At 69.5% G+C, this 14,011-nt stretch carries 11 protein-coding genes; 9 read left to right on the top strand and 2 right to left on the bottom strand.

Annotated elements, in window-relative coordinates; translation table 11 throughout:
- Positions 1–3 precede the first annotated feature (3 nt).
- The 6 genes from AAG565_RS03190 (at position 4) to AAG565_RS03165 (ending at position 5,605) form a co-directional block, all read left to right on the top strand.
- A complete protein-coding gene (locus tag AAG565_RS03190) occupies positions 4–1,182 on the top strand; it encodes a phosphoglycerate kinase (RefSeq protein WP_348818105.1) in 1,179 nt (392 codons plus the stop codon).
- 75 nt (positions 1,183–1,257) lie between these two features.
- Positions 1,258–1,848, top strand: coding sequence for a LemA family protein (locus AAG565_RS03185; protein WP_348818104.1), 591 nt, complete (start codon positions 1,258–1,260; stop codon positions 1,846–1,848).
- Positions 1,849–1,850: 2 nt separating this feature from the next.
- Entirely contained in the window at positions 1,851–2,675 is an 825-nt protein-coding gene (locus AAG565_RS03180; RefSeq protein WP_348818103.1) for a YgcG family protein, read from the top strand.
- A gap of 7 nt (positions 2,676–2,682) precedes the next feature.
- Positions 2,683–3,186: a TPM domain-containing protein gene (locus AAG565_RS03175; protein WP_348818102.1), complete on the top strand. Its 504-nt coding sequence runs from the start codon at positions 2,683–2,685 to the stop codon at positions 3,184–3,186.
- A gap of 57 nt (positions 3,187–3,243) precedes the next feature.
- Positions 3,244–4,698, top strand: a complete 1,455-nt coding sequence (locus AAG565_RS03170; protein ID WP_348818101.1) for a TPM domain-containing protein — start codon at positions 3,244–3,246, stop codon at positions 4,696–4,698.
- 64 nt (positions 4,699–4,762) lie between these two features.
- On the top strand, positions 4,763–5,605 hold the full coding sequence (locus tag AAG565_RS03165) for a MoxR family ATPase (RefSeq protein WP_348818100.1): 843 nt from the start codon (positions 4,763–4,765) through the stop codon (positions 5,603–5,605).
- 76 nt (positions 5,606–5,681) lie between these two features.
- On the opposite strand, the gene AAG565_RS03160 is transcribed toward AAG565_RS03165, so the two are convergent.
- On the bottom strand, positions 5,682–6,437 hold the full coding sequence (locus AAG565_RS03160; RefSeq protein ID WP_348818099.1) for an FHA domain-containing protein: 756 nt from the start codon (positions 6,435–6,437) through the stop codon (positions 5,682–5,684).
- Positions 6,438–6,617: 180 nt separating this feature from the next.
- Between AAG565_RS03160 and AAG565_RS03155 the strand changes: the two genes are divergently transcribed.
- On the top strand, positions 6,618–9,665 hold the full coding sequence (locus AAG565_RS03155) for a PKD domain-containing protein (protein ID WP_348818098.1): 3,048 nt from the start codon (positions 6,618–6,620) through the stop codon (positions 9,663–9,665).
- 272 nt (positions 9,666–9,937) lie between these two features.
- On the opposite strand, the gene AAG565_RS03150 is transcribed toward AAG565_RS03155, so the two are convergent.
- Positions 9,938–11,158, bottom strand: coding sequence for a DcaP family trimeric outer membrane transporter (locus AAG565_RS03150; RefSeq protein WP_348818097.1), 1,221 nt, complete (start codon positions 11,156–11,158; stop codon positions 9,938–9,940).
- A gap of 176 nt (positions 11,159–11,334) precedes the next feature.
- Between AAG565_RS03150 and acs the strand changes: the two genes are divergently transcribed.
- Together acs and AAG565_RS03140 are read left to right on the top strand one after the other, a co-directional pair.
- Positions 11,335–13,287, top strand: coding sequence for an acetate--CoA ligase (gene acs / locus AAG565_RS03145; RefSeq protein ID WP_348818096.1), 1,953 nt, complete (start codon positions 11,335–11,337; stop codon positions 13,285–13,287).
- A 32-nt stretch (positions 13,288–13,319) separates the two neighbouring features.
- Positions 13,320–14,009, top strand: coding sequence for a response regulator transcription factor (locus AAG565_RS03140; RefSeq protein ID WP_348818095.1), 690 nt, complete (start codon positions 13,320–13,322; stop codon positions 14,007–14,009).
- Positions 14,010–14,011: the final 2 nt, after the last annotated feature.

Below are 14,011 nucleotides of genomic sequence, written 5' to 3'. Positions count from 1 at the left end.
CAGATGACCGTCCTCCGCATGTCCGATCTCGACCTGGCCGGCAAGCGCCTGCTGATCCGCCAGGACCTCAACGTGCCGATCCACAACGGCAAGATCACTTCCGACGCGCGCCTGCGCGCGTCGCTGCCGACGCTCAAGCTCGCGCTGGAGAAAGGCGCGTCGGTGCTGGTCGTCTCGCACCTGGGCCGCCCCAAGGCCGGGAAGCTCGATCCCGACGCCTCGCTGACGCCGGTCGCCGGCTGGCTGTCGAATGCGCTGGAGCGCACGGTGCCGCTGGTCAGCAACTGGATCGACGGTGTCGCGCTGGAGCCGGGCCAGATCGCGCTGGGCGAGAACACGCGCTTCCTCAAGGGCGAGAAGGACGACGACGAGGCGCTGGCGAAGAAGATGGCGGCGCTGTGCGACGTCTATGTGATGGACGCCTTCGGCACTGCACATCGCGCCGAGGCCTCGACGCATGGCGTCGCCCGGTTTGCACCGATCGCCTGCGCCGGCCCGTTGCTGGCGGCCGAGCTCGATGCGCTGGGCAAGGCGCTGGCGAATCCGAAGCGCCCCCTGGCGGTCATCGTCGGCGGCAGCAAGGTCTCGACCAAGCTCGACCTGCTCAACAATCTCGCCGACAAGGCCGACCAGCTGATCATCGGCGGCGGCATCGCCAACACCTTCCTCGCCGCGGCCGGGCACAAGGTCGGCAAGTCGCTGTGCGAGATGGAGATGATCGACACCGCCAAGGCGATCCGCGCCAAGATCCAGGCGCGCGGCGGCGACATCCCGCTGCCCGAGGACGTGGTCGTCGCCACCGAGATCTCCGCCGAGGCGCGCGCCGAGGTGCGTGCGGTCGGCGACATCCACGACGACGAGATGATTCTCGACATCGGCCCGAAGGCGCGCGCAAAGCTCGCCGAGCAGCTGAAGAGCGCCGGCACGATCGTATGGAACGGGCCCGTCGGCGTGTTCGAGTACGACGCCTTCGCCGCCGGCACCAAGGCGCTGGCCAGGGCGATCGCCGAGTCGCAGGCGTTCTCGCTCGCCGGTGGCGGCGACACGCTCGCGGCGATCGACAAGTTCGGCGTCGCCGACCGCATCGGTTACATCTCCACCGGCGGCGGCGCGTTCCTGGAGTTTCTCGAAGGCAAGACCCTGCCCGCGGTGGCCGCGCTGCAGGCGCGCGCGCAGCGCTGATCGCGCCCGGGCTTGAAAGAAACGGGGCCGCGCCGCCATAGTGGCGCGGCCCTTTCGCCTGAGGAGTCCGGGTCGATGAAACGCTTCGCCGCGCTGTTCCTCGTCTTCGCGTCCGCACTGCTGTCCGGCTGCGGCTACAACACCCTGCAGAGCCAGGACGAGCAGATCAAGGCGGCCTGGGCCGAGGTGCTGAACCAGTACCAGCGCCGCGCCGACCTCGTGCCCAACCTGGTGAACACCGTGAAGGGCTACGCGGCGCAGGAGGAACGGGTGCTCACCGAGGTCACCAACGCGCGCGCGCGCGTCGGCCAGATCAACGTCTCGCCGGACATGGTCAACGATGCCGCCGCGCTGCAGCGCTTCGGCGCGGCGCAGGGCGAACTGTCCGGCGCGCTGTCGCGCCTGCTGGTCGTCGCCGAGAACTACCCGCAGCTCAAGTCCGACGCCCTGTTCCGCGACCTGCAGGCGCAGCTCGAAGGCACCGAGAACCGCATCACCGTCGCGCGCAACCGCTACATCCAGGCGGTGCAGGCCTACAACACGACGGTGCGCTCGTTTCCGAGCAATCTCACGGCGATGATGTTCGGCATGCAGGTCAAGCCGAGTTTCACCGTCGAGGACGAAAAGACGATCGCGCAGCCGCCGAAGGTGGACTTCGGCGGCTGACGATGCGCGCCGCCGCGCTGCTGGCCGGCTTCCTCGCGCTCGCCGCCGCCGTCTGGGCGGAAGTCGCGATCCCGCCGGTCGCGCGCGTCACCGATCTCACCGGCACGCTCACGGCGGCGCAGCAGCGGGAGCTGACGCAGCGCCTGATCATGTTCGAACAGGCCAAGGGCAGCCAGCTCGCCGTGCTGATCGTGCCGACGACGCAGCCGGAGACCGTCGAGCAGTACGCGCTGCGCGTGGCCGAGGCGTGGAAGCTCGGCCGCAAGGGCATCGACGACGGTGTGCTGCTGCTCGTGGCCAAGGACGATCGCGCGCTGCGCATCGAGGTCGGCTATGGCCTCGAAGGCGCGCTGCCGGACGCCATCGCCAAGCGCATCATCGCCGAGACCATCACGCCCTCTTTCCGCGACGGCGACTTCTACGGCGGGATCGCGGCGGGCGTCGGCCAGATCATCGCCGTGATCAACGGCGAACCGTTACCGGAGCCGGCGGCCGACCATCAGGCCGAGCTGGACCGCGAGGGCAATCTCGTCGCCGGACTGGTGGTGGTCGGCTCCATCGGCCTGCTGCTGCGCGGCGTGCTCGGGCTGTTCCCGGCGGCGCTGCTCGTCGCGGTGATCGTGTTCCTCGGCGGCTGGGCGTACATGGGCGACTACAAGCTGCCGCTGTTCCTGGCCGTCGCCGGCTTCTTCATGACGCTGACCTCGGGACGCGGCGGTGGCGTCGGCGGCATCCGCTCCGGTGGCGGTGGGTTCGGTGGTGGGGGCGGTGGTTTCCGCGGCGGTGGCGGCGGCTTCGGCGGCGGCGGCGCGTCGGGGCGCTGGTGAGCGGGCGATGAAGGCCATGTCGCGGATACTCCGGCACCTGTGCAGCGGCGGCTTCGCGCTGCGGCGACGTTTCGGCGCCGACACGCTGGCGGCGATCGAGCGCGCCGTGCGCGACTGCGAGACACGCCACGCCGGCGAGATCCGCTTCGCCGTCGAGGCAGCGCTGCCGCTGGGCAACCTGTGGCGCGGCCAGGCACCGCGCGAGCGCGCAATCGACGTGTTCGCGCAGCTGCGCGTCTGGGACACCGAGCACAACAACGGCGTGCTCATCTACGTGCTGCTCGCCGACCGCGACGTCGAGATCGTCGCCGACCGTGGCGTCGCCGGCGGCGTGGTCGCCACGGATGAGTGGGAGCGCTGCTGCCGGATCATGGAAGACCATTTCCGCGCAGGCCGCTTCCGCGAAGGCGCGATCGCCGGCATCGAGGCCGTCGCCGATGTGCTCGCGCGCCATCCGCCGGGTCCGCGCTCGCGCGCAAACGAACTGCCCGATCGGCCGGTCGTGCTGTAGGCGCTTGTCCGCTGCGGGGGCGCGGCGCATGATCGGCGCGGGCCGCAGGGGGTGGACATGCGCATCGCGCGTTGGTGGGTCGGCATGGTGCTGGGCGGGATGCTCCACGGTGCGGCCGCGCTCACCCCTCTGCCGGAAGCGCTGGCGCACGTCAGTGACCTGGCCGGTGTCTTCGACGAGGAAACGGCACAGCGCCTGGGCGGCGTGCTGTCCGACTACGCCGCCGGCAGCGGCGTGCGCATCGCGGTGCTGACCGTCGATCGCACCGAGGACGAGACCGCCGAGGCGTACGCCGGCCGGGCACTGCGTGCCTGGCAGACCGGCGATCCGTCGCGCCGCGGCGCGCTGCTGCTGTGGACCGCGCAGGGCCAGGTCGTGGTCCGGGTCGGTGAGGGGCTGCGCACGCGGATCACCGACGCGCAGGCGCGGGCGGTGCTGGACGAGGCGGTGATTCCGCTGTCCGCGCTCGGCAAGTTCGATCAGGCGCTGATGCTCGGCGCATACCGACTGATCCAGGCTGCGAACGACACCGCCGCCGAGTCCGCCGCCGGCGCCGAGCCGGCGTCCGAACCGGGGCAGCCGCCGCCAGCGGAACCGCCGGCCGATTCCGCTGCGCGCGACGATGCACCGTTTCCGCTGCTCGCCGGGGCCGACCTGGCGCTGCGGCAGGATCTGCAGCGCATCGCCGGGGCGTTCACCGAGGATCCTGCGGCGGCCCTGGCCTGGGTCTTGTCCCGCGCGCAGGCGCAGGCCGCGGCCTTGCCCACGGTGCTGCCGGACGCGCTGACGCGGATGCTGCAGGCGCCCGAGGAACTGATCGCGCTGGCGGTCGCGTTCGTCGCCTGGCTGTTCATCGTCAAGGCCGCGTGGCGTCTGACCGGTGTCGTCGCGGTGCCGGTCTGCGTGCTGCCGATGGGCCTGGCCGTCCTGCTGTGGCCGCTGACGCGCTTCACCGAGCTGTGCCTGCTGGTGCTGCTCGCCCCTCCGCTGGCCGGCATTGCCTGGCTGCTGTGGCGCAGGCGCGTGCGCCGCGGTGCGCAGGCGGCGGCGGCGCCCAACGCCTACGCAGCGTGGCTGGCGGCGCAGCAGCAGAAGCAGAGGCACGAGCCGCCGCAGTCGCCGACCGACGCCGCAGCACGTCCGCCGGGCGTTCGCCACGCAGGCGCGCTGCGCCCGATGCACGGCGCCGCGCCGCCGGCCGCCGGCGCGCAGCGGCTGGCGGACCTGCTCGATCGTCTGCACGCCGCAGGTACGGCCACGCCCGCGCTGGACCGCGTGCTGGTTCGCTGGCGCAGCCTCGCGTCGCCACAGTACCGGCAGCAGCGCACCGCACTGCTCGTGACCTTCCTCGTGCTCGCGGTGTTCTTCCTGCCGGTGGCGCTCGTCGCGGCACTGGCGTGGACGGTCTCGGAGCTCAACGCGCTCAAGTCACCCGGCCAGACGCTGTCCGGATTCTTCCAGCAGCTGTCCCGCGAGGCGCAGGCGCTGCAGCGTTTCCAGGGGCATCGCTGAGCGGTGCTATGCTCTCGCGCTGTCGAAGGGGCCTCCACCGCGGGGTCGAACACGGAGAATCCGCTTGCGCTTCCAGGGCACCGAAAACTACGTCGCCACCGACGATCTGATGATGGCGGTCAACGCCGCGGTGACCCTGCAGCGTCCGCTGCTGGTCAAGGGCGAGCCCGGCACCGGCAAGACCCAGCTGGCGCGTGAGGTGGCGCGCGCACTGAACCGCCCGTTCTACGACTGGGCGATCAAGTCCACGACCAAGGCGCAGCACGGCCTCTACGAGTACGATGCGGTGTCGCGCCTGCGCGACTCGCAGCTCGGCAACGAGGCGGTCAAGGACATCCGCAACTACATCGTGCGCGGCAAGCTCTGGGAAGCCTTCGAATCCGACGTGCAGCCGGTGCTGCTGATCGACGAGATCGACAAGGCTGACATCGAGTTTCCCAACGACCTGTTGCGCGAACTCGACCAGATGGAGTTCTACGTCTACGAGACGCGCGAGACGGTGCGCGCGCGGCATCGGCCGATCATCGTCATCACCTCGAACAACGAGAAGGAGCTGCCGGACGCGTTCCTGCGCCGCTGCTTCTTCCACTACATCCGCTTCCCCGACAAGGACACGATGCAGAAGATCGTCGATGTCCACTTCCCGGACCTGAAGAAGAACCTGGTCAAGGACGCGATGGAGGTGTTCTTCGGCCTGCGCGAGCTGCCGGGCTTGAAGAAGAAGCCTTCGACATCGGAACTCCTGGACTGGCTCAAGCTGCTGCTGGCCGAGGACATCGAGCCGGCCGTGCTGCGCGAGGCCAGCTCGAAGAAGACCCTGCCGCCGCTCTACGGTGCCTTGCTCAAGAACGAGGCCGACGTGCATTTGTTCGAGCGCGTGGCGTTCATGGCCCGACGTTCGAACTAGCGCGAGGTCGGTCAAGCCCGGGTTCCGCGTTGCGGGCCAGACGTTCGCACCGGCCTGCGCCGGATCCGTCGGGATCCTAGGCCAGCGCGAACGCGAGATCGCGGATCAGTTCCGTGGCGATGGTTTGCGCGCTGTCCACGCAACGGTCGCGCTCGCCGGTGCGGATCAGCCAGATCCCCTTGGAGGGCTGGCCGCGGTAGTCCGGGTGTTCGAGCGCCACGGTGATCATCTGCTGGGGGCCGCCGGCGTGACGCTGGAGGCGGATGATGACGTCGTTGGCGCGTCGGTCGATGCCGAAATACTTGACGCGCGGGTCGGCGCCGACCTTGGCCTTGATCTGCTCGGCCAGCAGCAGCCACTTGTCCCATTCCTGGCGGATGCGCTGCGCGAGTTCCTCGCGCTCGCGCTGCTCGCGGTCGCGGTGCGAGCGGATCGAGCCCATCAGCTCGTCGAGCATCGCCGTGTCGGCCACCGCAGCGGGCTCGCCTTCGGCGCGTGGTTCGGCGGCGGGCGGTGGCGGGGGCGCCGGCGCCGGTATCAGCCGGACCGGCTCGTCGATGAAGTGCAGTTCCAGCGTGCCGATGCGGATGCAGTCGCCGTGCTGGAGCGCCGCGCGCTGCACCGGCTGGCCGTTGAGCAGGGTGCCGTTGCTGCTCTTCAGGTCCTCGACGTAGTAGCGGCCCTGCTCGTGGCCGACCACGGCGTGGCGGCCCGAGACGAAGCGCTCGTCCAGCACCAGACTGTTGTCCGGGCGCCGGCCGATCGTCAGCGCGAACGAGCCCAGCGCCCATTCGCGCACCTCCCCGTTGAGCTGGATCAGCAGCTTGGCCATCTCTTGTGTCGCGGATGCATCGATGCCCGTGCATTGTCGATGGCCGGCGCCGTGCTCACAAGGGCGGCGGCCCGTAGGGTTTCCCCGGATTGAGCCGGCGGCGGCGTTGTGAGATAAGGCTGACCACGTGTAATCCATTACAGGCGCCGGTCGGACGGTGCCGCCATTCCGGGTGAGATCATGTTGTCGAATCAGCGTTGGGTGCGGGCTGCGGCTCTGGGCGTGCTGTTCTGTGGTGGCGTGCATGCGGCCGATCCGGCCAGCGGCACGCTGACGCCGGACAGTCCCGAGCTCAGCTATACCTCCGGTCCGTTCATCGTTTCCAACCCGTCCGGCACGGCGACAGGCGAGCCGGCCTGCGCCGCCCCGGTGCAGCCCTGCGACGACTACAGTCTCACCGTGACGCTGCCGGCCGGCTTCGTGGCGGCGCACCCGAACGCCGAGGTCAAGGTCACGGTGGCCTGGGACATGCCGGCGGACGACATCGACGCCTACATGTATGCCGACGGGGTCGAGGTCGGCCACTCGGCGTCGAGCGCCAACCCCGAGGTGATGGTGATTCCCGCCGCCGACGGCACGCACACCTACACGATCCGCCTGGTGCCCTACCTGGTCACCGGTAGCACCGCGACGACGACGGTCCAGCTGGTCACGCCGTCATCCGGCGGCGGCTCGACGCCGACCCCGACACCGCCGCCGGCCTCCGGCCTGCCGCCGCGCTACCAGGTGCTGGTGTCGCCGCCGGAACTGGGCAACGACTCCGGCGAGCCGACGCTGGGCTTCAACCCGTTCACGCAGCGCGTGATGTTCATCGACTACGTCAACGCGCTGCGCGTGACCATGCCGGAAGACCGCACGCCGGCCCTGCCGGTCGCCTGCGACGCGCTGTGGGAGGATAAGTCCGGCACGATCACGCAGCTCAACACGCTCGATCCGATCCTGACGACGGACCAGGCCACCGGCCGCACCTTCAACTCGCAGCTGTCGGGCGCCAACAGCCTGTTCGAGTACAGCGACGACGACGGCGAGACCTGGACGCCCGGCCAGATCGGCATTCCCAACGGCGGCGCCGACCACCAGGGCGTGGTCGCCGGTCCGTATCCGGCCGGCTTCCCGACGGCCGGGCTGCTGTATCCGAACGCGGTGTACTACTGCTCGCAGTCGGTCGGCGCGGCGTTCTGCTCGCGCAGCGACGACGGCGGCCAGACCTTCGGTCCGGGCATGCCGTTCAAGAACCTCGACTGCGCGGCCGGCGCGCTGCACGGCCATCCCAAGGTCGCACCGGACGGCACGTTGTACATCCCGGACAGCTCGCAGTGCGTGCTCGGCAACGGCCTCGACGGGTCGTCCGAACACGTCGTCGCCTTCGTCAGCGAGGACGCCGGCATGACCTACGAGGTGCGCCCGATTCCGCAGAGCGCCGGCGGCGCCGGCTCCGATCCGTCGATCGGCATCGCCACTGACGGCACGGTGTACATGTGCTACGAGAACGCCGACGGCACGACCCATGTCGCCGTCTCGCACGACAAGGGCCAGACCTGGATCAACGACACGGATGTCGGCGCCGCCGCGGGCCTCGTGGCGACGCGCTTCCAGGCGATGGTCGCCGGCGATCCGGACCGCGCCGCCTGCGCCTTCCTCGGCACGTCCACGAAGGGGCCGTCGGAATCGCTGGACTTCAAGGGCGTGTGGTACCCGTACATCGCCACGACCTACGACGGCGGCGCGACCTGGCATCTGGTCAACGTCGCGCCCAATGACCCGGTGCAGGGCTACGGCGGCGTCGGCCCGAGCGGCACCAACCGCAACCTGCTCGACTTCAACGACGCCGAGATCGACGACGAGGGGCGCGTGCTGTTCGCCTACGCCGACGGCTGCATCGACGCCTGCGTGATCGATCCGGCCGCCAACAGCTTCGCTGCCAAGGGCACGATCGTGCGCCAGACCGGCGGCCGCACCCTGTACGCGGCCTTCGACGAGCAGATGCGCTTCAATGCCGCGAACCCGATGGCGCCGGATGCTGCCTGCGCGGTCGCCGCGCGCAGCAAGCGCACCCAGCTGCAGACGCGTGTCGCCTGGAACGCGCCGGACAGCGGCGGCAGTGACATCACGCGCTACGACGTGTACCGCGCGCCGGCGGCTTCCGGTCCGTTCACGCTGGTCGGCAACACCGACGGCAAGACCGACTTCGTCGATGGTACGGCCGACCCGGCGGTCGAGAAGTATTACTACAAGGTCGTCGCGCAGAACGCGCGCGGCACCGCGCCGGAGAGCAACGTCATCGAACTGCCGCTGACCCAGGAGGCGGTGGTCGATACCTGCTCGCTGCCCGGCGAGATCGTCGCCAGCGACGCGCTGGGCGACGGTCTGGGCGACGACTTCGACTTCGAGTATCTCGCGGTCGCCGAGCCGCAGGCCTTCGACGGCAATCTGGTCATCACGATGAAGCTCGCCGGCTTCACCGCGACCACGCCGCCGCCGGGTTCGTTCTATACGGTGCTGTTCCCGCTCAACGGGGCGCGCTACATCGCGCTCAACAGCGCCGATGGCCCGACCGCCTTCGAGTACGGCACCTACTCCGAGCTGCCGCAGGGCCTGCTCGCGTTCACGCCGGAGGGCAGCCTCGACGAGCGCAGCAGCTACGCGGCCGACGGCACGGTGGTCATGGTGGTGCCCAAGTCGCTGTTCGGCGATCTCGCGCCCGGCACGATCATCTCCGGTTTCGACGCCCGTGCGCGCGCCGGTTCGTCGTCGGCTCCGAGCCGTGATACCGCCGGACCGGGCAGCTACGTGATCCGCGGCAGCGCGGGCTGCGGCGCGGTCGGCACGCTGCTGGCGAACATCCAGGCTTCGACGCAGCGCGGCGCTGCGCCGCTGACCGTGCGCTTCACCATCAGCGGCCAGTCGGCCGACGGCAAGGCGCTGCAGAGCTGGTCGGTCGATTTCGGCGACGGCGAGAAGCTGGAAGACCAGCCCTTCGGCGCCGGCCAGACCAGCGCGCAGGTCAGCCACACCTACCGCGAAGCCGGCGTCTATGCCGCGCGCGCCAAGGTCAAGGACGTCGATGGCCGCGTCAACAGCAACACGCCCGAGCAGTTCATCACGGTCACCGCGCCCGGCACTGGCGGCGGCACGCAGGACGCCGGCCGCTTCGGCGGTGCGCTGGGCCTGGGCCTGCTGCTGCCGCTCGCAGGGCTGGCGTTGAGCCGCCGGCGGCGGATGAAATAAAGCACGGCTCAAATCCCCTCTCCCCCACGACTGTGGGGGAGAGAGAGAATTCCGCGATCCCGAACACGCGACAAAAAACGGGCCGGTACGAAACCGGCCCGCGAGGTGCTGCCGCGTTGGGGGGAGGGTGCGGCAGCGGGGGAGCCCGTTACAGCCCGGGCGGTGCACGCGACGACCTTCGGTCGGGTCGTCCACCATCGATACGGTGGTCCGGCACCGGCGGATGCACCCAGTGTCGCGGATCGAACGTCATCGTCGCGTCAACGCCTGTGTCAGAACAGGTACTTGGCCGAGAGCTGCAGGCGGTCGAGGCTGCCGTCGGCCCCGGACTCGACCTCGCGCTGCGCGTGGCGGTACTCGGCCCCGACGGTGAGCTTCTTCGCCGGGGAATAGAGCAGGTTCACGCTGCCGCTGACCACACTCTTGGTCGCGCCGCCGCCGGTCAACGCGACATCGTTGTCGGCGCGGAAGCTGGACAGCGTCGCCGTCGAGCGCAGCTGCGAGGTCCAGGCGTGGCGATAGGCGACATAGCCGGCCATCACGCCGATCGCTTCGAGATCGCCGCCATCGACGGCCGCGTCCGCGGAGATGCCCAGCCCCAGGTAGCGGCCGATGCCGTCGCCGGCGCTGAGCATGAAGCGGAGGTCGTCGCTCGGCGTCAGCACGATCTTACCGGACGCGCTGACGCCGAAACCCAGCGTGTTGGCCGACAGGCGCTCGTTGGCCGGCGTCGCCGGATTGTCGGTGTCGTCGGCGCGCAGCTGGCGCAGCAGGGCCGCGACGGCGAAGTTGCCGTCCTCGCCGAGCTTCATGCCCCAGCGGCCGACCAGGTCGGGCAGCAGGCTGTCGTTCTTGGCGCTGACGCTGCCGCCGGCATTGACGGTGGTTTCGGGATTCTCCGCGGCGAAGGCGAAGTCGCCGAGCGTGTAGCGCAGCTGCGGTTGGCGGATGAACACCGTGCCGTCGGTGGGGAAGGCGACGAAGTCCAGCGTCTCCGGGATCGCGCCGAGGTTCTGGAACGTGCTCCATTCCTGGCCGGCCAGCCAGTTGCCGTAGGTCAGGAAGGCGCGGCGCAGTCCGGGGTTGTAGGCATTGGTGACGACTTCGGTGCCGGCGCCCTGGTTGACGATGAAGTCGAACTCGACGTGCGAGCCGAGCTTCATGCCGTTGTCGAGCGGCGTCTCGGTCTTGACGAACAGGCGCGTCTCCTTGGCGTGGAAGTCGAGCGCGCTGTAGCGGTCGCCGCCGCCGCTGGAGACCGGAATCGTCGCCGGCACGTACAGGTCGCGTGACGTGCTCTGCGCGACCTCCGCCTCGGAAAAGCTGCTGTAGAGCACATCGAGCTTGACGTAGCCGCCCCAGCTCAGCGCGGTGTCGCCGACCCGGGTCTCGCCGGCCTGTGCGGTGCCGGTCAGCGCGGCGACGCCGAGGGCCAGCGCCGTGCGCAGCAGCGGCCGTTGCGTTGCGGTTATCCTGCGGTTGTTCCTGTCCATGCCGTCTCCTCGTGGGTGCTGAGCGTTCAGCGGGTGACGGCACTGTGCGAGCGCCACAGCGGACCCGCCATTCGCCCTTGGTCGAATGCGCCGGCCGTTTCGACCATGGTCGAATGGGGTGCCGCACCGGCCGGGGCGACAATGACCACACGAGGTCCTGCGATGGAGTCGAACAGATGAGCGAAGTCAAGGTCTATCCGGTCCCCGCCGACTGGGCGCGCCGCGCCTGGATCGATGCCGAAGGCTACGAGCGCATGTACCGCCGCTCGATCGAGGACAGCGAGGACTTCTGGCGCGAGCAGGGCCAGACCTTGCAGTGGATCCGTCCGTTCACCAAGGTCAAGAACACCTCCTTCGCGCGCGACGCGGTGTCGATCAAGTGGTTCGAGGACGGCGCGCTCAATGTGTCGGCGAACTGTCTCGACCGGCATCTGGCGACGCGCGGCGACCAGACCGCGATCCTCTGGGAAGGCGACGATCCCAAGGAGTCGCGCCGCGTGAGCTACCGCGAACTGCACGGCGAGGTGTGCAAGCTCGCCAATGCGCTGCGCGCGCTGGGCATCAAGCGCGGCGACCGCGTGACCATCTACCTGCCGATGATTCCGGAAGCGGCGGTGGCGATGCTGGCCTGCGCGCGCATCGGCGCGATGCACTCGGTGGTGTTCGGCGGCTTCTCGCCAGATGCCATCGCCGGCCGCATCGAGGACTGCAAATCCAAACTGGTCATCACCGCCGACGAGGGCCTGCGCGGTGGACGCAAGGTGCCGCTCAAGGCCAACGTCGATGAGGCACTGACGCGCCCGGGCACCGAGACCGTCAAGCAGGTCGTCGTCGTCAAGCGCACTGGCGGCTGGATCGACTGGAACACCAGCCGCGATGTCTGGTACCACGACCAGATCAACGCCCAGCCGGCGCGCTGCGAACCGGAGGAGATGAATGCGGAGGACCCGCTGTTCATCCTCTACACCTCGGGCTCGACCGGCAAACCGAAGGGGGTCATGCATACCTCGGCGGGCTATCTGCTCTATGCGTCGATGACGCACAAGTACGTCTTCGACTACCACGACGGTGACATCTACTGGTGCACCGCCGACGTCGGCTGGGTCACCGGCCACAGCTACGTCGTCTATGGTCCGCTGGCCAACGGCGCGACGACACTGATGTTCGAGGGCGTGCCGAACTATCCGGATTCGTCGCGCTTCTGGCAGGTCGTGGACAAGCACCAGGTCAACATCATCTACACCGCGCCGACGGCGATCCGCGCGCTGATGCGCGAGGGAGAGGCACCGGTGAAGCGCACCCGCCGCGCGAGCCTGCGCCTGCTCGGCACCGTCGGCGAGCCGATCAATCCGGAAGCCTGGGAGTGGTACTACCGCGTCGTCGGTGATTCGCGCTGCCCGATCGTCGATACCTGGTGGCAGACCGAGACCGGCGGCGCGCTGATCACGCCGCTGCCGGGCGCCACGCCCCTCAAGCCCGGTTCCGCGACCAAGCCCTTCTTCGGCGTGCAGCCTGCGATCGTCGATGCCAGCGGCAAGATCCTCGAAGGCGCCTGCGAGGGCAACCTCGTGCTCCTCGATTCCTGGCCGGGACAGATGCGCACGGTGTACGGCGACCACAAGCGTTTCGAGCAGACCTACTTCTCGACCTACGACAACATGTACTTCACCGGCGACGGTGCGCGCCGCGATGCCGACGGGGACTACTGGATCACCGGCCGCGTCGATGACGTCATCAACGTCTCCGGTCACCGCCTGGGCACCGCCGAGGTCGAGTCGGCGCTGGTGCTGCATCCGGCGGTCGCCGAGGCTGCCGTCGTCGGCTGTCCGCACGAGATCAAGGGCCAGGGCATCTTCGCCTACGTCACCCTCAAGCTCGGCGTCGAGCCCAGGGAGGCGCTGCGTAAGGAACTGGTCGCGCACGTGCGCAAGGAGATCGGTCCGATCGCTGCCCCCGACGTGATCCAGTGGGCGCCGAGCCTGCCGAAGACGCGCTCCGGCAAGATCATGCGCCGCATCCTGCGCAAGATCGCCGCCAACGAGTTCGATGCGCTCGGCGATACCTCGACACTGGCCGATCCGGGCGTGGTCGATCACCTGATCGGGACGCGCAAGGCGGAGTCGAAGTAAGACGCCAAGAGGGTCTGCGCTAGACTCGGGGCATGTCCGCGCAGACCCTCATCGTCGCCGATGATCATCCGCTGTTCCGCGGTGCGCTGGTGCAGGCGCTGCGCCGGATCCTGCCGGATGCACGGGTAGTCGAGGTCGATGCCTTCGCGTCGCTTCAGCAGGCGGTGCTCGAGCATCCGGCCGCGGACCTCGTGCTGCTCGACCTGCACATGCCCGGCACGCAGGGCTTCTCGTCGCTGCTGTATCTGCGCAACGAACACCCGGAGCTGCCGGTCGTGGTCGTCTCCGGACACGAGGAGCCGGCGATCATGCAGCGCGCGCTGGACTTCGGCGCATCCGGCTACATCGCCAAGTCGGCGTCGTTCGACGAGCTGACGCGTGCGCTGCGCCACGTCATCGACGGCGGCGTGTGGGCACCGCCGCAGCTCGCCGCTGCGCCGGCGGCGGATGCGCAGGAACGCGAGCTGGCGCAGCGCATCGCCAGCCTGACGCCGCAGCAGTTCAAGGTCTTCATGATGCTGGCCGACGGCCGCCTCAACAAGCAGATCGCCTTCGAACTCGACGTGATGGAGGCGACGGTCAAGGCGCACGTCACCGCGATCCTGCGCAAGCTCGGCCTGATCCGCCGCACGCAGGCGGCGCTGCTGGCGCAGCGCCTGCTGCAGGCCGAGAACCCCTCGCTGGACGTGCCGCCGGCCGAACCGGGCGAGGACGAGGAGTAGCG

Source organism: Fontimonas sp. SYSU GA230001, from assembly GCF_040066175.1.
In the GTDB taxonomy this organism is placed as follows: domain Bacteria; phylum Pseudomonadota; class Gammaproteobacteria; order Nevskiales; family Nevskiaceae; genus Solimonas.
The sequence above is the reverse complement of the archived record's forward strand: the minus strand, read 5'-3'. Positions and strand labels throughout refer to the sequence as shown.

Excerpts from the sequence above, each read along its gene's own strand:
- AAG565_RS03190 (WP_348818105.1), top strand. The coding sequence starts at position 4 with ATGACCGTCCTCCGCATGTCCGATCTCGACCTGGCCGGCAAGCGCCTG.
- AAG565_RS03185 (WP_348818104.1), top strand. The coding sequence starts at position 1,258 with ATGAAACGCTTCGCCGCGCTGTTCCTCGTCTTCGCGTCCGCACTGCTG.
- AAG565_RS03180 (WP_348818103.1), top strand. The coding sequence starts at position 1,851 with ATGCGCGCCGCCGCGCTGCTGGCCGGCTTCCTCGCGCTCGCCGCCGCC.
- AAG565_RS03175 (WP_348818102.1), top strand. The coding sequence starts at position 2,683 with ATGAAGGCCATGTCGCGGATACTCCGGCACCTGTGCAGCGGCGGCTTC.
- AAG565_RS03170 (WP_348818101.1), top strand. The coding sequence starts at position 3,244 with ATGCGCATCGCGCGTTGGTGGGTCGGCATGGTGCTGGGCGGGATGCTC.
- AAG565_RS03160 (WP_348818099.1), bottom strand. The coding sequence starts at position 6,437 with ATGGCCAAGCTGCTGATCCAGCTCAACGGGGAGGTGCGCGAATGGGCG.
- AAG565_RS03155 (WP_348818098.1), top strand. The coding sequence starts at position 6,618 with ATGTTGTCGAATCAGCGTTGGGTGCGGGCTGCGGCTCTGGGCGTGCTG.
- AAG565_RS03150 (WP_348818097.1), bottom strand. The coding sequence starts at position 11,158 with ATGGACAGGAACAACCGCAGGATAACCGCAACGCAACGGCCGCTGCTG.
- acs (WP_348818096.1), top strand. The coding sequence starts at position 11,335 with ATGAGCGAAGTCAAGGTCTATCCGGTCCCCGCCGACTGGGCGCGCCGC.
- AAG565_RS03140 (WP_348818095.1), top strand. The coding sequence starts at position 13,320 with ATGTCCGCGCAGACCCTCATCGTCGCCGATGATCATCCGCTGTTCCGC.